We start from the raw sequence: 23,794 nt of genomic DNA, 5'->3' as shown, positions 1-23,794 counted from the left end.
AGCGCAGGTCGTGGAGGGGGCGCCTCAGTGGGCGTCGGCCGCGAGCGGACCCCGCGCCGCCACCCGAGCCGCCCGCGTGCCCAGCACCGTGATCGTCACCACGCCCAGCACCGCCAGCAGTCCGACCCCGACCGTGCCCGCCCAGCCGTCCGCGTGGAACGCCATCGCGCCCACCGTGCTGCCGACGCTGGAGCCGATGTAGTACATGGACTGGTACAGGGCCGAGGCCTGGGCGCGGCCGTGGGCGGCCGTGTTGCTGACCGCCGAGGATGCGACCGCGTGGCCCGCGAAGAAGCCCGCCGTGATCAGCACCAGGCCCAGCAGGACCAGCGGCAGCGCGGGAGCCAGGGAGAGCAGCAGACCCGTCGCCGTCGTACCGCCCGCCAGATACAGCGCGCCCCGGCGGCCGAGGCGGCCCACCAGCCGGCCCGCCACGGAGGCGGAGACCGTGCCCACCAGATAGACCAGGAAGATCGAGCCCGCGATGCCCTGCGGCAGCCCGAACGGCGCCTCGGTCAGCCGGTAGCCGATCACCGTGTAGACCCCGCCGAACACCGTCATGAACAGCGCGCCGATCGCGTACAGGCGCCGCAGCAGCGGGTTCGCGAGATGGTCGCGGACCGTGCCGAGCAGGATCCGGGGCCGCAGCGAGCCCGCCTTGAAGTGCCGCGGAGCCGGCAGCAGCAGCCGGAACGCCACCGCGCAGCCCACGGCGATCACGCCGATCACCCCGACGGCGACCCGCCAGCCCCACTCCTGGGCCACCCAGCCGGTGATCACCCGGCCGCTCATGCCGCCGACGCTGTTGCCCGCGACGAACAGGCCGATCGCCGTGATCAGCGCCTTCGGCCGGACCTCCTCGGCCAGATAGGCCTGCGCCGAGGCGGGCAGACCGGCCAGCGCCGCGCCCTGCACCGCCCGCAGCACCACCAGCGCGCCGATCGACGGCGCGAACGGCACCAGCAGCCCCACGGCGACCGCGACCGCCAGCGAGGCCGTCATCACCGTACGGCGGCCGTAGCGCTCCGACAGGGCGCTCATCGGCAGCACGAACAGGGCCAGCCCGCCGGTCGCGGCCGCCACGGTCCAGCTCGCCTCGCTCGCCTCGACCCCGAACTCACCGGAGATCAGCGGGAGCAGGGCCTGGGTGGAGTACAGGAGGGCGAAGGTCGCGACTCCGGCGAGGAAGAGGGCGAGGCTCATCCGGCGGTAGCCGGGGCCGCCCGGGGTCATTCGGGTGTCGGAATCGGTGGCGTCGACGGACGGGACGGGCGTTGCGGCGTCCACGGTGGTGGACGCCCCGGTACTGGCGGGAGACATGCCTCGACCGTATGTACGGCCCATTCATCCGTCCAATGCATGGAACGGCCATAATCGTTCCCATGGCGCATCAGCAAAGCTCACAGCCTCGCCTGTCACTGAACAGTGACACAGAAGACATGTCTGAGATGTCGAGGGTGCTCGCGCCCCGCCTCGCGTACTTCGCCGGCGTGGCCCGCACCGAGCACGTCACCCGGGCCGCCCACGAGATGAACGTCCCGCAGTCCACCCTCTCCCGTGCGATGGCCCGCCTGGAGCAGGACCTGGGCGTCGACCTGTTCGCCCGGCACGGCCGTACGGTGTCCCTGACCCCCGCCGGCCGCACGTTCCTCGGCTCCGTCGAACGCGCCCTCGCCGAGGTCGAGCGGGCCGCCGAGGAGGTGCGCGCCGACGCCGACCCGGCCGCCGGAAAGGTCGCCTTCGGCTTTCTGCACACCATGGGCGCCGAGACGGTCCCGGGCCTCCTCCACGCCTTCCGCGCCGACCACCCGCGCGTCCGCTTCAGCCTGGTCCAGAACTACGGCGAGGCCATGCTGGAACGCCTGCGCGCCGGCGAACTCGACCTCTGCCTCACCTCACCGGTGCCCGACGCCCCCGACCTGGTCGCCCGCCGCCTCGACGAGCAGAAACTCCGCCTGGTCGTCCCCGCCGACCACCGCCTCGCCACCCGCCGCCGCGTCCGCCTCGCCGAGGCGGCCGAGGAAACCTTCGTCACCCTGGAACCCGGCTACGGCTTGCGGCGCATCTTCGACGCCTTGTGCCAAGAGGCCGGCTTCCGCCCCCGCGTCGCCTTCGACGGAGAGGAGGCCGAGACGCTGCGGGGCTTGGTGGCGGCGGGCCTGGGGGTCGCTCTCCTGCCTCCGCCCACGGTCCCGAGACCGGGGGTGGTGGAACTGACGGTGACAGCCCCGAGGGCGGTCCGGGAGATCGGCGTGGCGTGGCTGGCAGGCCGCCCGGACACCCCACCGGTGGCCGCGTTCAAGAAGTTCCTGCTCTCCAGAAGGGGCAACCTGCTGCCGGCCTGACACCACAGAACAGCCCGGGCCCTACCGCTTCAGCGACTTACCGAACCCCACAGCCAACGGCATCCGAAGCCCGATGGGCGGCGGAGCGGCCAGCGCATCCTCGACAGGCCGCGACACATGGTGCCCGAACAGCGCCCCCATCATGAAGTCGACCGCCAGACAGCCCACTTCATCCCGATGACCGCTCATCCCGTGTCCATCGGAGTGCACTTCGAACCGGCACACCTCCCGGTTCGCCTTCTTCGCCCGCTCCGCGTACCGGAACGACAGCTCGGGATCGGTCCGTTCGTCGTTCGTGCCGTGCACGATCAGCACCCGGCGGCCCGCCAGCTGCCGCACCGGCTCGGCGGGCGCGGCCACATCGTCCTCGGGGAGCCAAGGAGCCAGTGCCACAACGGAGTTGACGGCTTCGTGGCCGCCCGCCCGCAGCGCCGCCCGTCCGCCCATGTCCAACCCGACCAGGCATACGGGAACATCGCCGTACCGTCGTACGACCTCGTCGGCGGCCCACTCCGCGTCCGCCGCCAGATGGGCCTCGCTGCCGTTCCAGCCCCGGTACCGGTAGTGGACCGTATGGACAGCCAGCCCCTCCACCCGCCCTGCGCGAGCGAGCCGTCGGCCCAGTGAGCGCAGCGTGATCGTCGCCCATACAGGGGACGGCCTGCGGGCGGAGATCTCCTCCCCGCCGGGGAGCAGCAGGACCGCTCCGCTCACCGCCGTCGGCGCCGTGCCGACCGCCTTCCCCAGCCCGGCCGTTCGGACCGGTGTCGCTTGCTGTCCCATGACAGAACAGTGTCAGAAGGTGCGGTGTCCGAAACCCGTACATGCGGTCACCGTTGCGTATCGACGGGAAAGCGTCGGAAAAGTGCTGTGAAAGAGCCGACGCGTTCACCGGGCCCTCTACGCGCGTAGGCGTTACAGTGCGGAGATGACGAGCGAGACCGCACCGACCGGGGCCGTCTCGGCGAGTGTCCCGGCGCACGTTCCGACGCCGGACCAGATCCGCCGCGCGCCCAAGGTTCTGCTGCACGATCATCTCGACGGCGGGCTCCGCCCCGGAACCGTCGTCGAACTCGCCCAGGAGAGCGGCTACTCGGAGCTTCCCGAGTCCGATCCGGACAAGCTGGGCATCTGGTTCCGCGAGGCCGCCGACTCCGGCTCGCTGGAACGGTATCTGGAGACCTTCAAGCACACCGTCGCCGTGATGCAGACCCGGGAGGCGCTCGTCCGCGTGGCCCGGGAGTGCGCCGAGGACCTCGCCGAGGACGGTGTCGTCTACGCCGAGGTGCGCTACGCCCCCGAGCAGCACCTGGAGGGCGGGCTGACCCTGGAGGAGGTGGTCGAGGCCGTCAACGAAGGGTTCCGGCAGGGTGAGCGGCTCGCCCGGGAGGGCGGCCACCGCATCCGGGTCGGCGCCCTGCTGACCGCCATGCGGCACGCGGCCCGCTCCCTGGAGATCGCCGAACTCGCCAACCGCTACCGGGACTCCGGCGTCGTCGGCTTCGACATCGCCGGCGCCGAGGCCGGCTACCCGCCCACCCGGCACCTGGACGCCTTCGAGTACCTCAAGCGCGAGAACAACCACTTCACCATCCACGCCGGCGAGGCCTTCGGACTGCCGTCCATCTGGCAGGCGCTGCAGTGGTGCGGTGCCGACCGGCTCGGGCACGGCGTACGGATCATCGACGACATCGAGGTCCGTGAGGACGGCTCGGTGCGGCTCGGCCGGCTGGCGTCGTACGTCCGCGACAAGCGGATCCCGCTGGAGCTGTGCCCCAGCTCGAATCTGCAGACCGGGGCCGCGCCCTCCTACGCCGAGCACCCGATCGGGCTGCTGCGCCGGCTGCATTTCCGGGCCACCGTGAACACCGACAACCGGCTGATGTCGCACACGAGTATGAGTCAGGAATGCGCGCATCTCGTCGAGGCCTTCGGTTACACGCTCGACGATCTGCAGTGGTTCTCCGTCAATGCCATGAAATCGGCGTTCATTCCTTTCGATGAACGGCTGGCGATGATCAATGACGTGGTCAAGCCCGGATATGCGGAGCTGAAATCCGAATGGCTGTTTCAGCAGACGGTCTCGACCAGGGCTTCTGGCGGGGTTGAGGGATAAGAGCGGTGGGGCGGGGTCCGGATTGTGAACAAGGCATTCACAACCCGTCCGCATTTCGGTGTTTGCGGCGGCTGATCGGGCCTGTTTACGGTCGAGGACCGTTCATCGTTTTTGTTCGCCCGTCCCCTCGTTTCAAGGATGCATTTACCATGAAGCACTCCGCTGCCAGGACCCTCGGTGTCGCCGCTCTCGGTGCCGCCTTCGCCGCGCTCGGTGCGGGCGCGGCCAACGCGGCCGCGGCCGTCCCGAACGCGACCCCTGCGCTGGACACCGTCACCCAGAACCTGCCGGGCGAGAACGTCGGCATGGCACAGCCGGCTGCCGCCGACGCCCTGACGAGCCGTGGGCAGGACGCCATCAGCCGTGGGCAGGACGCCCTGGGCGCCGGGGTGGCCGCCACGCAGCCCGCCGTCGAGAACGCGCTGCAGGGAGGGCCGGCCACGCCGCTCCACAGCCGCATCGGCGGACTGTCGGCGCCGAACGTGTCGGCGCCGAATCTGCCGACGCAGGGTCTGCCCACCCAGGGTCTGCCCACGCAGGGGCTGCCGAAGGCGGTCTCGCTCGGCTGAGGCTCATCGCCTGCCGTCCTACGCCGTCGGGGCGCTCCGGTCCGGTCCGGGAGCGCCCCGACGGCGTTGGGCGCACGGCGGTCACCAGGCGGTACGGGTCTTGTCCTCGGCGGGCAGCAGGATCCACAGCGCTATGTAGAGCAGGAACTGCGGGCCGGGCAGCAGGCAGGACAGCAGGAAGATCACCCGCATCGTCGTCGCGGAAGTGCCGAAGCGCCTGGCCAGCGCTGCGCACACTCCGCCGATCATGCGGCCGTGGGTGGGACGGGCAAGGGCGGTCATGACGGCTCCTCCGTGGTCGTCGATTCGCTGTCCTTCAGCTGTTTTCGACGATACGGAGACGAAGCGGACGAAGCGTCACTCTACGGAGCTATTCCGACCCTGGGAATCGTCGGGGTACGCCCCTGAGACAGCTCCTCCTGGACGGTTCCGGTCCGGTTCCGGGCCTCGGCGTCGTCGGCGCTCAACTGCCGTGCCCGCCTGCGCAGCCGGGCGCGGCCCGCGGGGACGACGAGCAGGTGGGCCAGGAGGACGCCGGCGGTGTTGAGCAGCAGCGAGTCGACGTCCACCACCCTGCCGGGCACGCCGGTCTGCAGCAGGGCGATGCCGGTGGAGACCAGGGCGCCGGCGGCGGTCGTACGGATCAGGGAGGCGAGCGGCGAGACGGTGAGCCTGCCGTGGGTCATCGGCAGCAGTACGCCCAGCGGGGCGAGCAGGGCCAGGCCTTCGCCGATGGGCCTCGCGGCCCGCGGCCAGCCCAGCGCCAGGTCGGCGCGGATGCCGGCCAGCGGATGCACGTTGGGAGGTGTCACCCAGGGCACGTTCAGGGGGCGCAGCATCAGCCAGGCGACTAAAGCGAGGTGGGCGACGAGGAGGATGCCGCCTGTCGCCCTGATGCGGATCGCGGCGCTGTCGCCGATGGAGCCTTGAAGCTGCACGCCAGCCAAGACGCGGCGCTCGGCCTTGGCGGTTCCGGGGAAGCCTGCACTTCTTGGGTACCCTGCGCTGCGGCTGGGCTGGGCTGGGCTGGGCTGGGCTGGGGTTGCTGGGGGGCGCTGGTCGTCGGCGACTGTGGGTGTGTGGTGGCTGGTCGCGTCCGCGTGGCGGTGGCCGCATGTCAAACACGGCCCCCGTCGGCCTGGGAACCCTGCTACCTGCCCGCGACCTCGCCGGACGGCGGGGGCGTCCTGCCGGGGCGGTCGCGGACGTCGGAGGTGCACTCGTAGCGGTGGAGGGGGCCGGTGTCGGGGCCGCCCAGGATGACCGAGCCGTCGCCCTCCGTCGCCGCCGAGTCGGACAGGGTGCACACCAGCTGGGCCAGGGCGTAGGAGGGGAGACGGGAGGGCGGCGTGCTCAGGCGGAGCGCGTCCTCGGGGTCCCCGCGGTGCGGTCCGCTCACGCTCAGGGCGCCCGGAACGTACGTCGTGTAGCCGGCGGAGCGCTCCGCGGCCGACGGGGACGCCGCGAGCTGGTCCAGCATGCCCTGCGCCACGATCACCCGGCGCCGGGCGTCCGGGGTGCCCACAGGGACGCGTACCGTCCGGTCGACGGCCACCAGGGACGACCCGCAGAGCAGGAAGACCTGCACGGGCACGCCCTGCGGGCCCTGCGTGGAGCGCTCAGGTCCGGCCAGCGAGCACGGCACCCGCGAGGGCGCGGCGCCGAAGTCGGTCGGCACCTGCGTGGCCCGGATGCCGCAGCCACTGAGCAGCAGGCCGAGGAGGGGCAGCGCCAGCATGCGTCGTACGGTCATGACCCCTCCTCTCCTGAACATCCCGAGCCTCCCGTGTTTCCGGTGCTTCCCGGATTTCCTGACTTCCCTGAGTTTCCCGAGCTTTCTGAATTCCCCGTGGCGCCGCTGTCGGTCTTCCCGCCGTCGTCGGGTTCCTCCGTCAGCCGGGAGGCGTCCCGCGGCAGTCGCAAGGTGAACACCGCGCCGCCGTCGGGCGAGTTGGCGGCGGTGATCTCGCCGCCGTGGATGTGGGCGTTCTCCATGGCGATGGACAGGCCCAGACCGCTGCCCTCGGAGCGCGGCCGGGAGGCGCTCGCCTTGTAGAAGCGGTCGAAGACGTGCGGCAGGACGTCCTCGGGGATGCCGGGGCCGTGGTCGCGGACCTGGATCACCATGTCGTCGTCTGCCACCCGCACCGACACCCGCACCGGCGACCCGCCGTGCTTGAGCGCGTTGCCGATCAGGTTGGCGAGGATGACGTCCAGCCGGCGCGGATCGAGCTGGGCGTGGATGCCGCGCTCGGCGTCCAGTTCGACGGCGTCCAGCCAGGCGCGGGCGTCGATGCACGCGGTGATCTGGTCGGCGACGTCGACATCGTCCAGGACCAGCCGGGCGGTGCCCGCGTCGAAGCGGGTGACCTCCATCAGGTTCTCGACCAGGTCGTTGAGGCGGCGAGTCTCGCTGACGACCAGCCGGACGGCGGGCTCGATCATCGGGTCCATCGACCCCGACTCCGCCTCCAGCTCCTCCTCCAGCACCTCCGTCACCGCGGTGATCGCCGTCAGAGGTGTGCGCAGCTCATGGCTCATGTCGGCCACGAAACGGCGGGACGCCTCGTCCCGCGCGGCCATCTCCGCGACCCGCTGCTCCAGCGCCTCGGCCGCGTTGTTGAACGTCCGTGAGAGATCGGCGAGTTCGTCCGTGCCGGACACCCGCAGCCGGGTGTCCAGCCTGCCCTCGCCGAGCCGCCGGGCGGCGACACCCAGCCGGTGCACCGGCTTCAGCACGGTCGTGGCGGCGGCCTGCGCGAGCAGCGCGGCACCGATCAGCGCGAGCCCGGTGGCGATGCCCAGCGACCAGGCCAGCGAGTCGAGGTCCTTCGCCTCCGGCTCCAGGGACTTGGCCATGTAGCCGGTCGGACCGCCGCCGATCACCTTGGAACCGGCCACCAGGTACGGCGTGCCGTGGTCCACGACCCGCTGCCAGTACAGGTGGTACGGATCCTTGTTGGTGTCGGACACCGTCTGCTGCTTGTTCACGGCCTTGCGCAGCGACTTCGGCACGTCCTCCAGCGAGAAGCCGTTGATGCCGCCCGAGTTGCCGTACACGGTCTTGCCGTGGGCGTCCTCGGCGACCAGGAGCACGCTGAAGCGCTGGCTGCTGGCCGCCATCTGGCCCGCAGCACGCTGGAGTTGGTCCTGCGTGGGGTGCTCCGGCAGCGCGCCCGCGCGGTTCTGCATCTCCTGCCGGAAGTCGCGCAGCACCGCGTCCTGGGCGCGGGTGAGCACCGCCTCCCGGTTCAGCCAGTAGGCGATGCCCGACGCCGACACGGCGGCCGTCAGGGCCACCAGTCCGAAGACGACGACCAGACGCAGCCTGAGGCTGGTGAACCTGAGCCGCGACAGATTTCCCTTGCGCCCCGCGGCCCAGCCGCGCAGCCCCCCTTGCCTGTCGGTCACTGAGGAGTGTCCAGGCGGTAGCCGACACCACGGACGGTGCGGATCAGGGTCGGGGACGACGGCACGTCCTCCACCTTGGCGCGCAGCCGCTGCACACACGCGTCCACCAGACGCGAGTCACCCAGATAGTCGTGCTCCCACACCAGCCGCAGCAGCTGCTGGCGGGACAGCGCCTGACCGGGCCGCCGGCTGAGCTCCAGCAGCAGCCTCAGCTCGGTCGGGGTCAGCTGAAGATCCTCGCCGTTCTTCGTCACGGTCATCGCCGAGCGGTCGATGACCAGGCTGCCGTAGGTCGCCGAGTCGCTGGACTCGCGCTCCCCGCGCCGCAGCACGGCCCGGATCCGGGCGTCCAGGACCCGGCCCTGGACGGGTTTGACGACGTAGTCGTCGGCCCCGGACTCCAGTCCGACCACGACGTCGATGTCGTCGCTCCGCGCGGTCAGCAGGATGATCGGCAGCTGGTCGGTGCGCCGGATGCGCCGGCACACCTCGAAGCCGTCGATGCCGGGCAGCATGACGTCCAGCACGATCAGGTCGGGCCGCTGCTCGCGGAGCAGTTTCAGACCGTCCTCACCGCTGGCAGCGGTCGCCACCCGGTGGCCCTGGCGCGTCAGCGATAGCTCCAGGGCCGTCCGGATCGCGTCGTCGTCCTCGATCAGCAACAGGGAAGGCACCCGCTCATTCTGGCCCATGGACCGGGTGTCGTACGACCTGCACGCACCAGGCCTTTCCTGCCGCCACGATCTGTGCGCCTCCTGTGACGGTCCTGGGCGGGGCCCCTGTGACAGGTCTGTGACAGTCGACGGACACGGCCATGAAGTCACCCCGGCAGTCTTTTGGTCACGGGCAGGGCGGGCGACCGAACCGGCCCGGCGAGACCGAACCACCGCAAGTCCACGACGGGGAGCGCGAGATGAACACGCTGCACAGCATCAGCACCAGCGCCGTAATCACGCGTCTGCACGACGTGCACCGGGGTTCCGAGAAGTCCGGTGCCGTGAGCGGGCGGGGGTGCGCTCGCGGCACCGGGCGTCAGCACACCGCGTACATGACGGTGGTTGACACGCACACGGGGGAGACGCACGGGGGATCCGCGTACAGGGAGGACTCGGGGGAGCAGCGCCGTTCCCTGACGGAGGCGGAGTTCACCGCCTACGTCCAGGAGCGCCGCGCCTCCCTGTACGCCACCGCCTACCACCTGACGGGTGACCGCTTCGAGGCCGAGGACCTGCTGCAGAGCGCGCTGTTCTCGACGTACAAGGCGTGGGACCGGATCAGCGACAAGGCGGCGGTCGGCGGATACCTCCGCCGCACCATGACCAACCTGCACATCAGCGCCTGGCGGCGCCGCAAGCTCAACGAGTACCCGACCGAGGAACTGCCGGAGACGCCCTCCGACACGGACGCGATGCGCGGCACCGAGCTGCGCGCGGTCCTGTGGCAGGCGCTGGCCCGGCTGCCCGAGCTCCAGCGCACCATGCTGGTCCTGCGCTACTACGAGGGCCGTACGGACCCGGAGATCGCGGAGATCCTCGACATCAGTGTCGGCACGGTGAAGTCCAGCATCTGGCGATCGCTCCGCCGGCTGCGCGAGGACGAGGTCCTCAGCTTCGGCCGTGACGAGGAAAACGCCTTCGGCGAGCTGGTCGCCTGAAGGCCGGGGTCACTGGGGGGTGACCCGGGGGGACACGGGGGAAAACGGGGGCCACTGGGGGGTGGACCCACGGGGGACGGACGAGGGAGGGGAACGGGGGAGACGGGGGAGCAACAGGAGCGGGACTGGAGGGCCGGGGGGCCTGTCCAGTCCCGCTTCGCGCGCAGGGGGCGGCCTTACGCCACCGTCTGCTGACGCGCCTGCCGACCTGCCGCTGCCGCCGCCAGCCGGCCCAGCGCCTCGTCCCGGCCGCACGGATGCGCGCCCAGGGACACCTGGCGGGCGACGATCGACCGTTCCGTGCGCATCAGCCGCCAGCCGCGGCGCAGCAGGAACGGCACCGACTTGCGCCCCTCCTTCAGGTCGCGCAGGAAGCGGCGGCGGAAGGTGGTGACGGAACCCCGGGTCAGACACAGCGCGTCCGCCAGCAGCCCCCGCTCACGGCAGCGCTCGACGATCTCCGCGGCGAAGATCCCTTCCGCGACGAACAGCGGGGTACGGCCGATGTGCAGCGTCTCTTCGCCCGTACGGGCGCTCTGCGCGATGTCGTACACCGGTATCGGCGTCGACCCGGTGGCGCACAGCCGGGCGATGGTCTCGACCGCCACGTCCGCGTCCCAGGATCGCGGGTGGTCCCAGTCGATGTCCGAACTCCCGTCCACGAGTGGCAGAGTCGGGTCGTCGCCCTCCTTGTAGAAGTCGTCGAGGCGCAGCACGGGGAGCCCGGAACGGGCGGCGACGAGTGACTTGCCCGAGCCCGAGGGACCGCACAGCAGCACGACACGGGCGGTTATGGGCGGCTGGGAAGCCAATTCAGCGATCCTTCTCACCTGCGGTCTCGTCTCCCGGCCCTGGCGGTGCTCCCGCTCCCGCCGGCCGGCTCCGAGCCATTATCCCCGGTTCGAGCCGCTGTGCGTCCCGTCCGTCACGAGGCGACCGGATCCGCGTCGGGCCGGACCACCGGTTCGGGGGCGGCCGTGCGTCGGTTGATCACAGGGGCGAGGGAGCCCACGGCGAGCGCGGCGCCCACGCCCGCGATGGCGCTGAACCACCACAGGACGGCGGGCGCGGCATGGGCGTAGACGGCGGTGCCCACGGTCAGGGCGAGGAACCGGGCGATGCCCCAGGACCACTGGAAGGCGCCCTGGTAGCGGCCGCGGGCGTGGGCGGGGGCGATGCTCTGGACGATCGAGGCGTGGATGCCGCCGATGGACGCCTCGCCCATCGACCACACCACCACGGTTGCCGCATAGGCCCAGGTGCTGTTGGCGACGCCGGTCAGGGCCACGCCGACGGCGATGAGGGAGCTGGCCGTGACGTACACCACCAGCTGAGGGATGCGGGAGAACAGGGACGTCGCGAGCGGCTGCAGCACGACGACCAGCACGGCGTTGAGGGTGGCCATCAGGCCCAGGGTCGTGGGCGGCAGCCCGTCGTCGCGGATCGCGAGCGGCAGGCCGGCCTCGGTCAGCGAGTAGATCGCGATCGTCACGCCGAACAGCGGGAGCAGCATCCGCATCAGCGGATCCCGGAAGACCACCCCGTATCCGGCTCCCCCGGTGGCGGCCGCGGGCCTGGTCCGGGACCCGGCGGGCAGCAGCGTCGCCGCGATCACGGCGTAGGCGAGCGAGCCGGAGGCGTCGACCAGGAACAGCAGCCAGTAGCCCTGCGTGGCGAGGAAGCCGCCCAGCATGCCGGCACCCGCGGTGCCGATGTTGACCGCCCAGTGGACCAACGAGAACGCCGCCCGGCGGCGCTCCTCGCCCACCGACTCGGCGACCATCGCGGAGGAGGCCGGGCTGACCATGCTGCCCATGCTGCTGAGCAGGACGGCCGCCAGGGCGAGGAACACGACGTTCGGCGCGGAGAACAACAGCCCGTGCGAGACGGCCACGCCGACCAGCCCGGTCACCATGGTGGGCCGTCGTCCCCACCGGTCCGCCAGGAACCCGCCGAGCATCGGGCCGACGAGGTTGCCCGCGCCCAGGGCGCCCAGGACGTAGGGGACCTGCGAGGTGCTGATCCCCCGCGAGCCCAGGTAGTACACGAGGAACGGGGTGACCATGAAGCCGAGCCGGTTGACGATCGTGCCGGCGAAGACGATCCAGGCCGTCCGGGGCAGGCCGCTGAAGGTGGAGAGCATGCCCGGGATCATTGCCGCGCGTTACGCTGACCGCCATTGATTCGGAGATGCCTGAATCCACGGGGACACCGAGTCCTGAATCCACGGGGGTGGTCGCGCTGGCGGAGCTGGCGTTCTCGGCGAGCGATCTGGCACAGATGCGGTTCGCCGTCTCGCCGATGTGGGAGGTCGTGACCAGCTTCCGGTTGCTGCGCTCCCACGTCGCGCACCCCGTGCACCGGACCTGGGCCGAGCAGGTACGGCCTCGGGTGGCTGCGGCCGGGCTCGACCAGGGATGGCTCGCCGAACTGATCCCGCCCTCGGGGTATCTCCCCGACTTCCTCAACCCGGCCCCCGCCGGGCCCGCCCCGACCCTCGCGGAGGAGCTCAGCGAGATCCTCGCCGTCCCCGACCTGCGGATCCGCCAGGACCTCGATCACCTGCACGGCCATCGGGGCGCCCCGGGGGCCCGGCTGCGGAGCCTGCACGACGACCCGGCGGCCCGCCTGCCCCGCGTCGCCGAAGAGATCGAGCAGTACTGGGAGTTGGCGCTCGCACCCTACTGGGCCCGGATCCGGGCCGTGCTCGACGCCGACGTCTTCCACCGGGCCCGGCAGGTCGCCGAGCACGGTGCGGGACACCTCTTCAACGATCTGCACGACTCGGTGCGGTGGGACGACAACGCGCTGCGGCTGGTCCGCCGCCGGCGCCGGCTCACCCGGCAGACGGCGGGTGCGGGGCTTTTGCTGGTTCCCTCGGCCTTCGCCGGTCCGGGCCTGCTCACCCGGGTGCGGCTGCCGGAGCCGCCGCAACTCGCCTATCCGGCACGCGGCGTCGGTGCCCTGTGGGACTCCCGGCCCGTCACCAGGAGCGATGCTCTCGCCGCCGTACTCGGCCGCTCGCGCACGCTCCTGCTGAGCGAGCTGGCGGCCCCCGCGTCCACCACTGAACTGGCCCGCCGCACCGGGCTCTCGCCCGCCGCGGTGTCCCAGTACCTCACGGCGCTGCGGGACGCCGGACTCGTCAGTGCCCACCGGGCGGGCCGCTTCGTGCTCTATGCCCGCACATCGGTCGCCGAGTCACTGCTTTCTGCTGTTTCTCCATAGGATTCGAGGGAGTTGCCCCGACAGGAATGGCTGGTCCACCGTGACATCCGATCGACTCGCTCACCAGCTCTCGGCCGTGGTCGGACCGGCCCACGTGCTGAGCGACCCCGCCCTGCGAGCCGCCTATGAGACCGACTTCACCGGCCGTTACGCCGGCCGTTCCCGGCTGGTGGTCCGCCCCGCCGACACCGCCGAGGTGGCCGAGGTGGTGCGGATCTGTCTCGATGGCGGAGTCCCGGTCGTCCCCCAGGGCGGAAACACGGGGCTGGTCGGCGGCTCGGTCCCCGGCCCCGCCGGCACCGAGGTGGTCCTGTCGCTGCGGCGGCTCGACGGCATCGGACCGGTCGACACCGCGGTGCGGCAGGTGACGGTGGGCGCCGGCACGGTGCTCGGCGATCTGCAGCGGCAGGTCGCCGCCCAGGGCCTGGAGTTCGGAGTCGACCTCGCGGCCAGGGACTCGGCGACCCTGGGCGGCATGATCGCCACCAACGCGGGCGGGGAGCGCGTCGTACGCTACGGCGCCACCCGCGCCAACGTGGTCGGGCTGGAGGCGGTCCTGGCCAACGGCACTGTGCTGGACAGGCTGCGCGGGCTGCCCAAGGACAACACCGGATACGACCTCACCAACCTGCTGGTCGGCAGCGAGGGCACGCTGGCCGTGATCACCCGGGCCCGGCTGCGTCTGGTGCCGCACCTCCCGGAGCGGGTCACCGCCCTGGTGGCGCTGGATTCGCTGGAGTCGGCCGTCGCCCTGGTGTCCCGGCTGCGGGCGTTGGACTCGCTGGAACGACGGACTCGGCGAATTCGCCCAGAACCGGAAACTCGAAGACGCTGCGCAGTGGAATATCCACGCCGAACCGGCTGCGCAATACCGCCACGATTCGGGTGGCCACGAGCGAATCCACGCCGAGTTCCAGGAAGTTGTCGTAGAGACGAACCTCGGAAACATTCAACGCCTGTGCGCAGGGGCGGTGATCTGCTGATCAAGTTATGAGGCGATCGAACGGGTCAGCAAGCGCTGCCGGACACGAAACTCGGCATAAACATGCCACCGGCAGCCCTGGTGTCGCGCTGGAGGATCAGTTCAGGGAGAGCAGGCCGAGTTCCGCGGACCTCAGCCCTGCCTCGAAGCGGGTGTTGACGTCCAGGGTCTTCAGGATCGCGGCGACGTGGCGGCGATAGGTGCGGACGGACATGTTCATCTGGCGGGCGGCGGTGTCGTCCTTCATGCCCGAGCCGAGCATCCGCAGGACGCCCAACTGGATCTGGTCCATCTGTGGCGAACGGGCGGGGCGACCGGCCGGAGCCAGCTCGGCGGCGTGCCCCCACAGCACCTGCTGGTACTGGTGCAGGGCGGCCGTGGCCTCCCGGCGGGCGACCAGGATCTGCGGATGGCCGTCGCGAGCGCCGGCGTGCACGAGGGCCAGTTCGGTGCCCAGGAAGGCAAGGTGGGGCACCGGTGCGGAGGAAACGCGTACGAACGCGTGCCCGTTCCCGGCGAGACATCGCAGGGAGCGGCCGCCCAGTTCCATGGTGTCTGCCCGGGTGAGCAGCAGCCGTAGGCCGTGCCCCTGTTCGATGATTTCGGTGCGCACGAAGCGGGAGAAGTCGGAGGCCGGATAGGTGACGGTCTCGACGGCGAAACGGCCCGCAAGCAGCACACCGGAGCGGGTGTGCGGTAAATCGGCGAGCCCGCGCTTCAGTTCCTCGCAGACCGCGGTGGGGTCGGTCATTGCCACGAGGTCGTTGGCACCCCAACGGACGGTCAGATCGGATTCGGTCCTACGTTTTTCCCTGTATTGTTCGATACTTTGATCGACTGTCTGCACAGTCATGTCCCCCGACACAATATCGAAGCCCATCTGAGTTTGACGGGCTGTTGTTTGGTGGGACGCGGTCGCGTCCCGCCTCGTGTCCAGTGCGAGAGCGTAAGGCACTTGAGGCGGTAAGTCGACTGGATGATCCCTGGATTCCGGACCCACGTGTCCATGATCACTTCAGTCCGTGCGTCGACTTTGCGCGCACGACTCTCTCAACTACCCTTCGTATCGACCGCATTACTCAGTGCATCCAAGGGTGGCACCAGCAATGTCTCAACACATGTCCTGCAAGAACCCGACTGCCTGGCGTGCCCTGATCGCCCTCGCGACCGCGGGCGCGGCGCTGGGCGCGGGCGTGGCGACAGCGTCCGCGGACGCCGCTCGCGCCACGGACGCGGCCGGGCAGCCCGCCTCGCTCGGGGCGATGGCCCCGCAGGCCGGCACCCAGGTGCCGGGGCTGACCGACTACGCCGCCGTCCCCCTCCAGGCGCTCCAGTACACCCCGGTCGCCCACACCCGGGTCCTCCCGGTGGACGACGGCGACCTCGGCAGCCTGACCGGTCCGCTCGCCCGGACGGGTCCGATCGGTGTCGCTCCGGTGGCGGAGGGGCTCGGCGGAGTGCTGGGCGGCATGGCAGGAATGGAGTAGCGGTCCGCGGACGAGAGAGCCGCGCCTTCCCCGGACGGAGGGAAGGCGCGGCTCTCGGTCGTGCGGGCCGTCGTACGGCCTCGGTGTGGACTCAGTAGGACGAGCCGGACGCGCCCAGCGACCCCGTCGGGTGCCAGACCGTCTTGGTCTCCAGGAACGCCGTCATCCGCTCGATACCCGGCGTCTCGACGTAATCCACAGGCTGTGGACGGAGCACCCGCTTCAGGTTGTCGGCCGCCGCGATCTCCAGCTCCTTCGCCAGCGCCTCGTCGGCGCCCGCGAGGTCGATCGCGTTGACGTCCTGGTGGGCGGCGAGCGACGGCGCGATCTCCGCCGTACGGCCGGACAGGACGTTGACCACGCCACCGGGGACGTCGGAGGTGGCCAGCACCTCGGCCAGGGAGAGCGCCGGGAGCGGGGACCGCTCGCTCGCGATCACGACCGCGGTGTTGCCGGTGGCGATCACCGGGGCCAGCACCGACACCAGGCCCAGGAAGGACGACTCCTGCGGGGCCAGAACGGCGACCACGCCGGTCGGCTCGGGCGAGGAGAGGTTGAAGAACGGGCCCGCGACCGGGTTGGCGCCGCCGATCACCTGGGCGATCTTGTCGGTCCAGCCCGCGTACCAGACCCAGCGGTCGACGGTCGCGTCCACGACCGCGGCCGCCTTCGACCTGGACAGACCCTCCGCGTCGGCCACTTCGCGCACGAACTGCTCGCGCCGGCCCTCCAGCATCTCCGCGACGCGGTAGAGGACCTGGCCGCGGTTGTACGCCGTCGCCCCGGACCAGCCGCCGGACGCCTTGCGCGCGGCCACGACCGCGTCACGGGCGTCCTTACGGCTGGACTGCGGTGCGTTGGCCAGCCACTTGCCCTTCGAGTCGGTCACCTCGTACACCCGGCCGCTCTCGGAACGCGGGAACTTCCCGCCGACGTACAGCTTGTAGGTCTTGAAGACCGACAGTCGCGGTTCGGTCTTTTCGGTCTTCTCAGACATCGAGGTACGCCTCCAGGCCGTGGCGGCCGCCCTCGCGGCCGAAGCCCGACTCCTTGTAGCCGCCGAACGGCGAGGTCGGGTCGAACTTGTTGAACGTGTTGGACCAGACGACACCGGCGCGCAGCTTGTTCGCGACGGCCAGGATCCGCGAGCCCTTCTCGGTCCAGATGCCCGCCGACAGGCCGTACTGCGTGTTGTTCGCCTTGGCGACCGCCTCGTCCGGCGTGCGGAAGGTGAGGACCGACAGCACCGGGCCGAAGATCTCGTCGCGGGCGATGGTGTGCGCCTGGGTGACGTTCGTGAACAGCGTCGGGGCGAACCAGTAGCCGGAGGTGGGCAGTTCGCAGGACGGGGACCAGCGCTCGGCGCCCTCCGCCTCGCCCTGCTCGGCCAGCGTGGTGATCCGGGCCAGCTGCTCGGCCGAGTTGATCGCGCCGATGTCGGTGTTCTTGTCCAGCGGGTCGCCGAGGCGGAGCGTGGACAGACGGCGCTTGAGCGAGTCCAGCAGCTCGTCCTGGATCGACTCCTGCACCAGCAGACGGCTGCCCGCGCAGCAGACCTGGCCCTGGTTGAAGAAGATGCCGGTCACGATGCCCTCGACGGCCTGGTCGATCGGGGCGTCGTCGAAGACGATGTTGGCGCCCTTGCCGCCCAGTTCGAGGGTGAGCTTCTTGCGGGTGCCCGCGACGGTCCGCGCGATCTCCTTGCCCACGGCCGTGGAGCCGGTGAAGGCGACCTTGTTGACGTCGGGGTGCGCGACGAGCGCCGCGCCCGCGTCGCCGTAGCCCGGGAGGATGTTGACGACTCCCTTGGGCAGGCCCGCCTGGCGGCAGATGTCCGCGAAGAACAGGGCGGACAGGGGGGTCGTCTCGGCGGGCTTCAGGACGACCGTGTTGCCGGTCGCGAGGGCCGGGGCGATCTTCCAGGCCAGCATGAGGAGCGGGAAGTTCCAGGGGATGACCTGGCCGGCCACGCCCAGCGGCTGCGGCGCGGGGCCGAACCCGGCGTGGCCGAGCTTGTCGGCCCAGCCCGCGTAGTAGAAGAAGTGCGCGGCGACCAGCGGGAGGTCCGCGTCGCGGGTCTCCCTGATCGGCTTGCCGTTGTCCAGCGTCTCCAGGACGGCCAGCTCACGGCTGCGCTCCTGGATGACCCGGGCAATGCGGAACAGGTACTTGGCGCGCTCGGAGCCGGGCAGCGCGGACCACTTCTCGAAGGCCTTGCGGGCGGCCCTGACCGCGCGGTCGACGTCCGCCTCGCCGGCCTGGGCGATCTCGGACAGCACCTCTTCCGTGCTGGGGCTGACGGTCTTGAAGACCTTGCCGTCGGCCGCCTCGGCGAACTCGCCGTCGATGAAGAGGCCGTAGGAGGGGGCGATGTCGACGACGGAGCGGGACTCGGGCGCCGGTGCGTACTCGAATACGGAAGCCATGTTGATCAGTCCACCGTCACGTAGTCGGGGCCGGAGTAGCGGCCGGTGGCCAGCTTCTGACGCTGCATCAGCAGGTCGTTCAGCAGCGAGGAGGCGCCGAAGCGGAACCAGTGGTTGTCCAGCCAGTCCGCGCCCGCGGTCTCGTTGACCAGGACCAGGAACTTGATGGCGTCCTTGGAGGTGCGGATACCACCGGCCGGCTTCACGCCGACCTGGATGCCGGTCTGGGCACGGAAGTCCCGTACGGCCTCCAGCATCAGCAGGGTGTTCGCGGGCGTGGCGTTGACCGCCACCTTGCCCGTGGAGGTCTTGATGAAGTCGGCGCCGGCCAGCATGCCGAGCCAGGAGGCGCGGCGGATGTTGTCGTACGTCGACAGCTCGCCGGTCTCGAAGATGACCTTCAGCCGGGCGCGGTCGCCGCAGGCCTGCTTCACGGCGACGATCTCGTCGTACACCTTCAGGTACTTGCCGGCGAGGAATGCGCCCCGGTCGATGACCATGTCGATCTCGTCGGCGCCCGCGGCGACGGCATCGCGCACGTCTGCCAGCTTCACGTCGAGGGCGGCGCGGCCGGCCGGGAAGGCGGTGGCGACGGAGGCGACCTTGACGTCGGAACCGGCGACGGCCTCCTTGGCGACGGCCACCATGTCGGGGTAGACGCAGACGGCGGCCGTGGTCGGGGCCGTCCGGTCCGTCGGGTCCGGGTGGACCGCCTTGGCGCCGAGCGCCCGGACCTTGCCCGGGGTGTCCGCGCCTTCCAGCGTCGTCAGGTCGACCATCGAGATGGCGAGGTCGATGGCGTACGCCTTCGCGGTGGTCTTGATGGAACGGGTGCCGAGAGACGCGGCGCGCGCCTCCAGGCCGACCGCGTCGACGCCGGGCAGCCCGTGCAGGAAGCGACGCAGCGTGCTGTCGGACGCGGTGACGTCCGAGAGAGCGTGAGCTGTGGGTGCGGTAGTGGGCATGGTCACCAGACGAGCATATCTACGCGCGTAGCGGCTGTACACCCCCGGCGCTCATATCCCCTCGGAAGATCACAGCTGAGCGCCGGTTCCGGGGCGCGTGGCGGCGCCGCCGCCACGGTCGTGCAGACTTGGGCCATGACCACCCCGGACCACCCGTCACCCGCGTCACAGCCGCCGGCTCCCGCCGCCCAGGACCGGATCTACCGCTCGCCCATGGGGCTCGTGGGCGGTGTGCTGCTGTTGCTCGTCGTCGGCTGGCTCGGCTTCGACGCGCTGTTCCAGGGCCACGGCCGCGCGCCGTGGCTGGCGCTCGCCGGGATGATCCTCATCGTGCCGCTGGTGATCGCCTTCACGCTCCGCCCCGCGGTCTTCGCCGGCGAGGACCGGCTGCGGATCCGCAACCCGTTCCGCGCCGTCGCCCTGCCCTGGGGCGAGGTCGCCTCGCTGCGCTCCGGTTACTCCAACGAGGTCGTCGCCAAGTCCGGCCGCAAGTACCAGCTGTGGTCCGTCCCCGTCTCGCTGCGGGCCCGCAAGAAGGCGGAGCTGCGCAAGTCGCGGGCGGCGGCGGAGGCGGCGGGCGGCGGGTCCACGCCGAGCCGGGGGCTCGGCGGCCTGGGTGCCCTCGGCGGCTCCGGCGCGCCGGGCGGACCGACCCGCGCGGACACCGACCAGGTCATGGACGAACTGCGGGACATGCTGGAACGGCGCGGTACGGAGGAGTCGGCGCAGGGCGAGGTCACCGTGCGGTGGGCGTACGAGGTGATCGCACCGGCGGCGGCGGGCGCGGTGCTTCTCGCGATTCTGCTGGCGACGGGCTGAGCGGGCCGACGGTCGCGTCGCGGCGTACCCGGCGAGAGAAGGGGTGCCCCCAAGGGGCACCCCTTTGACGTGCGTGCGGGTCAGAGGCCCGCGGCCGTCGACAGGTCCCGCTTCAGGGCGGTCAGCAGCTGGGCCGCGTTCGCGTGGGCGGCCGGCAGGTCGGCATGCGCGGCGACCGGTACGACGACCTCCAGGTAGCACTTCAGCTTCGGCTCGGTGCCGCTCGGGCGGACGATCACCCGGGCGCCGTCGAGCGTGTAGCGCAGGCCGTCCGTGGGCGGCAGACTGTCCGTGCCCCGGGTGAGGTCCTCGGCCCGGGTGATGGCCAGGCCTGCCAGCTCGGCCGGCGGCTGTTCGCGCAGGCGGCGCATCGCGTCCGCGATGACGGACAGGTCCTCGACGCGGACCGAGAGCTGGTCGGTGGCGTGCAGGCCGTGCTCCACGGCGAGGTCGTCGAGGAGGTCCAGGAGGGTACGGCCCTCCTCCTTGAGCACGGAGGCCAGCTCGGTGATGAGCAGCGCGGCCGTGATGCCGTCCTTGTCGCGTACGCCCTCCGGGTCCACGCAGTAGCCGAGGGCCTCCTCGTAGCCGTAGCGCAGGCCCTCCACGCGGGCGATCCACTTGAAACCGGTCAGCGTCTCCTCATATGGCAGACCCGCCTTCTCGGCGATCCGGCCGAGCAGGGAGGAGGAGACGATCGACTCCGCGAACACACCGGTCGCGCCGCGGCGGACCAGGTGGGCGGCGAGCAGCGCGCCGACCTCGTCGCCGCGCAGCATCCGCCAGTCGGCCCCGTCCTTGACGGCCACCGCACAGCGGTCGGCGTCGGGGTCGTTGGCGATGATCAGGTCCGGGTCGGTGGCGCGGGCCTGCGCGAAGGAGAGGTCCATCGCGCCCGGCTCCTCCGGGTTGGGGAAGGCGACGGTCGGGAAGTCCGGGTCCGGGTCGGCCTGTTCCGCGACCAGCACCGGCTCGGGGAAGCCGGCGCGGGCGAACGCGGCGAGGAGGACGTCCTTGCCGACGCCGTGCATCGCCGTGTAGACGGTGCGGGCGGTGCGGGGGGAGCCGGGGGCCAGTACGGCGTCCGTACGGGCCAGGTACGCCTCCAGGACGGACTCGTCCAGGATCTCCCAGCCGGCGTCCGGGCGGGGTACGTCGTGCAGGGAGGCGATCGCGTCGATCTCGGCGGCGATCTCCGCGTCGGCGGGCGGCACGATCTGGGAGCCGTCACCGAGGTACACCTTGTAGCCGTTGTCCCGGGGCGGGTTGTGGCTGGCGGTGACCTCGACGCCCGCGACCGCGCCGAGGTGCCGTATGGCGAAGGCGAGCACGGGGGTGGGCAGGGGGCGGGGGAGTACGGCGGCGCGCAGGCCGGCGCCGGTCATCACGGCGGCGGTGTCGCGGGCGAAGTCGGCGGACTTGTGGCGGGCGTCGTAGCCGATGACCACGAGTCCGCCGGTCCGACCCTGCTTCTTCAGGTACGCGGCGAGACCGGCGGCGGCGCGGATGACGACGCTGCGGTTCATGCGCATCGGGCCTGCGCCCAGCTCGCCTCGCAGGCCGGCGGTGCCGAACTGCAGCGTGCCGCTGAAACGGGCCGACAGTTCCGTGATGTCACCGGTGTCGATCAGCTCGGCGAGTTCGTCACGGGTCTCCGTGTCGGGGTCCTCGGCGAGCCAGGCCTTGGCCCGGGCGATGAGATCGTCGTGCACCTTGGGATCAACCTCTCCTAGTCTTCGCTGGGGGCTCCGCCCCCAGACCCCCGTTTACCCACCCACCCGACTCGGTCGGCCGGAAAGCGGCCGGGCAGGATCGCACTACCGCCACCGCGGCACCGGCGGTCGCCGTGGGCCACCGCAGCGTCCACGGTCGGCTTGCGCCACGCAGTCTCCGCGGTCGGCTTGTCCACCGCAGCGCCGACGGTAGCCGTGGGCCACCGAGGCCTCCGCGGTCGGCTCGCGCCACAGCGGCGTCCGCGGTCGCCATAGGCCACTGCAGCGCCGACGGTCGACATGCGCCACGCAGTTTCCACGGTCGGCTCGCGCCACCGCGGCCTCCTCGGTCTCCATGAACCACCGCGGCGTTCGCGGTCGCCGTGGGCCTCCGCAGTGCTCGCGGTCGGCTCGCGCCTACCGCAGTCTCCACGGTCGGCTTGCCCACCGCAGCTTCCGCGGTCGCCATGAGCCACCGCGGCGTTCGCGGTCGCCGTGGGCCTCCGCAGTGCTCGCGGTCGGCTCGCGCCTACCGCAGTCTCCGCGGTCGGCTCGCGCCACCGCGGCACCGGCGGTCGCCGTGGGCCTCCGCAGCGTCGGCAGTCCGCTTGCGGCGCCGCGGCGTTCCGCGGTCGCCATGGCGTCACCGACGTGCTCGCGGTCGCCCTGCGTCACCGCCGTACAGCGGCCTGCTTACAGCTTGCCCAAGACCTGGGTCAGCAGCTGGCCCATCCGGGCGGCGGAGTCGCGGCCCGCCTGGAGGACCTCCTCGTGGTTGAGGGGCTCGCCGGTCATGCCGGCCGCCAGGTTGGTGACCAGGGAGATGCCCAGCACCTCGGCGCCCGCCTCGCGCGCGGCGATGGCCTCCAGGACCGTGGACATGCCGACCAGGTCCGCGCCGATGACACGGGCCATGCGGATCTCGGCCGGGGTCTCGTAGTGCGGGCCGGGGAACTGCGCGTAGACGCCCTCCTCCAGGGTGGGGTCGACCTCCTTGCACAGGGCGCGCAGACGGGGGGAGTAGAGGTCCGTCAGGTCGACGAAGTTCGCGCCGACGATCGGGGACGTGGCCGTGAGGTTGATGTGGTCGCTGATCAGGACCGGCTGGCCGGGGCGCATGCCCTCGCGCAGGCCGCCGCAGCCGTTGGTGAGGACCACCGTCTTGCAGCCGGCGGCCACCGCGGTGCGCACGCCGTGGGCGACCGCGGCGACGCCACGGCCCTCGTAGTAGTGGGTGCGGCCCAGGAAGACCAGGGCGCGCTTGTCACCGAAGGAGTACGAGCGGATCTTGCCGCCGTGCCCCGCGACGGCCGGCGGCGGGAAGCCGGGCAGCTCGGTGACCTGGAACTCGGCGTCGGGTGCGCCCAGGGCGTCGACGGCCGGAGCCCAGCCGGAGCCCATCACGAGGGCGACGTCGTGGGTCTCGGCGCCGGTGAGTTCGCGCAGGCGCGCGGCGGCGGCGTCAGCGGCGGCGTAGGGGTCGCCCTGGATGTCGTCCGGAAGAAGAGATGCGTTCACGTCGACGAGGGTAGCCGGTGTTCGCCTACGCGCGTAGATGACAGAGCCCACGGGATGGCGATCGTTGCCTTGTCGTTTCCAACGAAAGAGCCTGCTTGATCGGCGCGGCGCGTCAGCAGGGGCGCTTGCGGAGTTCCATCACATAGTCGTGGGGTGCCCCGGCGGACTCCGCCGCGTCGGCGATCTCGCCCAGGTAGCGGGCCGAGGGCAGGCCGCCCTCGTAGCCGTTGAGGACGTACGTCCACGCCGCCTCCTCGCCGTCCAGGGTGTGCACACGCACCCGGACCCGGCGGTAGAGATCCACGCCCACGTCCTCCCACCGGTCGAGGGACTCCTCGTCCATGGGTGCGATGTCGTACAGCCCGACGAAGACCTGGGCGAGCGGATCCTCGACGATCGTCGCCAGCGCGCCCTCCCCGTCCGGCTGCTCGCCGCCGAACGTCAGCCGCCAGCCGTTCAGCCAGCCCGTGGCGCGCAGCGGGGAGTGCGGCGCGCGGAAGGCCATCAGACGCGCGTCGAGATTGCCGGCGTACGCGGCATAGAGCGACATGGAGAGAGGGTA

At 71.3% G+C, this 23,794-nt stretch carries 24 protein-coding genes and 1 pseudogene; 8 read left to right on the top strand and 17 right to left on the bottom strand.

The genetic code is table 11. The annotated features are described in order from the left end of the window. Positions 1-24: 24 nt before the first annotated feature. The gene (locus AV521_RS13030; protein ID WP_079249231.1) at positions 25-1,320 is read right to left on the bottom strand and encodes an MFS transporter; all 1,296 of its coding nucleotides are present in this window, start codon (positions 1,318-1,320) and stop codon (positions 25-27) included. Positions 1,321-1,382: 62 nt separating this feature from the next. Between AV521_RS13030 and AV521_RS13025 the strand changes: the two genes are divergently transcribed. Then, positions 1,383-2,345 (top strand): LysR family transcriptional regulator, encoded by a 963-nt coding sequence (locus AV521_RS13025; RefSeq protein ID WP_076087768.1) that lies wholly within the window; start codon positions 1,383-1,385, stop codon positions 2,343-2,345. A gap of 21 nt (positions 2,346-2,366) precedes the next feature. Here the strand turns inward: AV521_RS13025 and AV521_RS13020 are convergent, their stop codons facing one another. Next, a complete protein-coding gene (locus AV521_RS13020) occupies positions 2,367-3,128 on the bottom strand; it encodes an alpha/beta fold hydrolase (RefSeq protein ID WP_076087766.1) in 762 nt (253 codons plus the stop codon). Between the two features lie 145 nt (positions 3,129-3,273). On the opposite strand from AV521_RS13020, the gene AV521_RS13015 reads away from it, so the two are divergent. Together AV521_RS13015 and AV521_RS13010 are read left to right on the top strand one after the other, a co-directional pair. After that, a complete protein-coding gene (locus tag AV521_RS13015) occupies positions 3,274-4,461 on the top strand; it encodes an adenosine deaminase (RefSeq protein WP_076087764.1) in 1,188 nt (395 codons plus the stop codon). A 149-nt stretch (positions 4,462-4,610) separates the two neighbouring features. Next, positions 4,611-5,030: a hypothetical protein gene (locus AV521_RS13010; protein ID WP_076087762.1), complete on the top strand. Its 420-nt coding sequence runs from the start codon at positions 4,611-4,613 to the stop codon at positions 5,028-5,030. A gap of 81 nt (positions 5,031-5,111) precedes the next feature. On the opposite strand, the gene AV521_RS13005 is transcribed toward AV521_RS13010, so the two are convergent. The 5 genes from AV521_RS13005 to afsQ1 all read right to left on the bottom strand — a co-directional run bounded on the left by AV521_RS13005 (position 5,112) and on the right by afsQ1 (position 9,115). After that, positions 5,112-5,312, bottom strand: coding sequence for a PspC domain-containing protein (locus AV521_RS13005; protein ID WP_076087760.1), 201 nt, complete (start codon positions 5,310-5,312; stop codon positions 5,112-5,114). 80 nt (positions 5,313-5,392) lie between these two features. After that, a complete protein-coding gene (locus tag AV521_RS13000) occupies positions 5,393-5,968 on the bottom strand; it encodes a VanZ family protein (protein WP_076087758.1) in 576 nt (191 codons plus the stop codon). Positions 5,969-6,180: 212 nt separating this feature from the next. Beyond that, positions 6,181-6,783: a hypothetical protein gene (locus AV521_RS12995; protein ID WP_076087756.1), complete on the bottom strand. Its 603-nt coding sequence runs from the start codon at positions 6,781-6,783 to the stop codon at positions 6,181-6,183. Then, entirely contained in the window at positions 6,780-8,441 is a 1,662-nt protein-coding gene (locus tag AV521_RS12990) for a HAMP domain-containing sensor histidine kinase (protein WP_256725530.1), read from the bottom strand. Before AV521_RS12990 ends, AV521_RS12995 begins: the two co-directional genes overlap by 4 nt. After that, positions 8,438-9,115, bottom strand: a complete 678-nt coding sequence (gene afsQ1, locus AV521_RS12985; RefSeq protein WP_107480897.1) for a two-component system response regulator AfsQ1 — start codon at positions 9,113-9,115, stop codon at positions 8,438-8,440. The genes AV521_RS12990 and afsQ1 overlap by 4 nt, the downstream gene beginning before the upstream one ends. A gap of 239 nt (positions 9,116-9,354) precedes the next feature. On the opposite strand from afsQ1, the gene AV521_RS12980 reads away from it, so the two are divergent. Further along, a complete protein-coding gene (locus tag AV521_RS12980; protein WP_076087752.1) occupies positions 9,355-10,095 on the top strand; it encodes a SigE family RNA polymerase sigma factor in 741 nt (246 codons plus the stop codon). A 176-nt stretch (positions 10,096-10,271) separates the two neighbouring features. Here AV521_RS12980 and AV521_RS12975 read toward each other — a convergent pair whose 3' ends face one another. Both AV521_RS12975 and AV521_RS12970 read right to left on the bottom strand, forming a co-directional pair. After that, entirely contained in the window at positions 10,272-10,907 is a 636-nt protein-coding gene (locus tag AV521_RS12975) for a uridine kinase (RefSeq protein ID WP_256725529.1), read from the bottom strand. Between the two features lie 113 nt (positions 10,908-11,020). Beyond that, a complete protein-coding gene (locus tag AV521_RS12970; RefSeq protein ID WP_076087748.1) occupies positions 11,021-12,238 on the bottom strand; it encodes an MFS transporter in 1,218 nt (405 codons plus the stop codon). A gap of 47 nt (positions 12,239-12,285) precedes the next feature. On the opposite strand from AV521_RS12970, the gene AV521_RS12965 reads away from it, so the two are divergent. Continuing rightward, positions 12,286-13,323 carry a DUF5937 family protein gene (locus tag AV521_RS12965; protein ID WP_256725528.1) on the top strand — a complete coding sequence of 346 codons (1,038 nt, stop codon included), beginning with the start codon at positions 12,286-12,288 and terminating at the stop codon, positions 13,321-13,323. Further along, a pseudogene (locus tag AV521_RS52650) lies at positions 13,274-13,888 on the top strand (FAD-binding oxidoreductase); the annotation flags it as partial. The gene AV521_RS12965 and the pseudogene AV521_RS52650, both read left to right, overlap by 50 nt. A gap of 142 nt (positions 13,889-14,030) precedes the next feature. Here the strand turns inward: AV521_RS52650 and AV521_RS52645 are convergent. Together AV521_RS52645 and AV521_RS12955 are read right to left on the bottom strand one after the other, a co-directional pair. Beyond that, positions 14,031-14,228 carry an acyl carrier protein gene (locus tag AV521_RS52645; RefSeq protein WP_371917032.1) on the bottom strand — a complete coding sequence of 66 codons (198 nt, stop codon included), beginning with the start codon at positions 14,226-14,228 and terminating at the stop codon, positions 14,031-14,033. A gap of 174 nt (positions 14,229-14,402) precedes the next feature. Then, a complete protein-coding gene (locus AV521_RS12955; protein WP_076087744.1) occupies positions 14,403-15,056 on the bottom strand; it encodes a response regulator transcription factor in 654 nt (217 codons plus the stop codon). A 355-nt stretch (positions 15,057-15,411) separates the two neighbouring features. Here AV521_RS12955 and AV521_RS12950 point away from each other — a divergent pair, with 355 nt between their 5' ends. Beyond that, positions 15,412-15,792 carry a hypothetical protein gene (locus AV521_RS12950; protein WP_076087742.1) on the top strand — a complete coding sequence of 127 codons (381 nt, stop codon included), beginning with the start codon at positions 15,412-15,414 and terminating at the stop codon, positions 15,790-15,792. A 91-nt stretch (positions 15,793-15,883) separates the two neighbouring features. On the opposite strand, the gene AV521_RS12945 is transcribed toward AV521_RS12950, so the two are convergent. The 3 genes from AV521_RS12945 to deoC are packed head-to-tail and all read right to left on the bottom strand — an operon-like array spanning position 15,884 to position 19,183. Then, positions 15,884-16,789: an aldehyde dehydrogenase family protein gene (locus tag AV521_RS12945; RefSeq protein ID WP_076087740.1), complete on the bottom strand. Its 906-nt coding sequence runs from the start codon at positions 16,787-16,789 to the stop codon at positions 15,884-15,886. After that, entirely contained in the window at positions 16,782-18,218 is a 1,437-nt protein-coding gene (locus AV521_RS12940; protein ID WP_076087738.1) for an aldehyde dehydrogenase family protein, read from the bottom strand. Before AV521_RS12940 ends, AV521_RS12945 begins: the two co-directional genes overlap by 8 nt. 5 nt (positions 18,219-18,223) lie before the next feature. Then, entirely contained in the window at positions 18,224-19,183 is a 960-nt protein-coding gene (gene deoC / locus AV521_RS12935) for a deoxyribose-phosphate aldolase (protein WP_076088029.1), read from the bottom strand. Positions 19,184-19,318: 135 nt separating this feature from the next. Here deoC and AV521_RS12930 point away from each other — a divergent pair, with 135 nt between their 5' ends. After that, positions 19,319-20,002, top strand: a complete 684-nt coding sequence (locus tag AV521_RS12930) for a PH domain-containing protein (RefSeq protein WP_076087737.1) — start codon at positions 19,319-19,321, stop codon at positions 20,000-20,002. An 80-nt stretch (positions 20,003-20,082) separates the two neighbouring features. On the opposite strand, the gene AV521_RS12925 is transcribed toward AV521_RS12930, so the two are convergent. The 3 genes from AV521_RS12925 to AV521_RS12915 form a co-directional block, all read right to left on the bottom strand. Beyond that, positions 20,083-21,714 carry a phospho-sugar mutase gene (locus AV521_RS12925; RefSeq protein ID WP_076087735.1) on the bottom strand — a complete coding sequence of 544 codons (1,632 nt, stop codon included), beginning with the start codon at positions 21,712-21,714 and terminating at the stop codon, positions 20,083-20,085. A 693-nt stretch (positions 21,715-22,407) separates the two neighbouring features. Continuing rightward, on the bottom strand, positions 22,408-23,232 hold the full coding sequence (locus tag AV521_RS12920) for a purine-nucleoside phosphorylase (protein WP_076087733.1): 825 nt from the start codon (positions 23,230-23,232) through the stop codon (positions 22,408-22,410). A 112-nt stretch (positions 23,233-23,344) separates the two neighbouring features. Then, a complete protein-coding gene (locus AV521_RS12915) occupies positions 23,345-23,782 on the bottom strand; it encodes a gamma-glutamylcyclotransferase (RefSeq protein ID WP_076087731.1) in 438 nt (145 codons plus the stop codon). Positions 23,783-23,794 lie beyond the last annotated feature (12 nt).

It is taken from the genome of Streptomyces sp. IMTB 2501, assembly GCF_001953885.1.
Taxonomy (GTDB): domain Bacteria; phylum Actinomycetota; class Actinomycetes; order Streptomycetales; family Streptomycetaceae; genus Streptomyces.
This window is presented reverse-complemented; position numbering and strand designations above follow the sequence as displayed.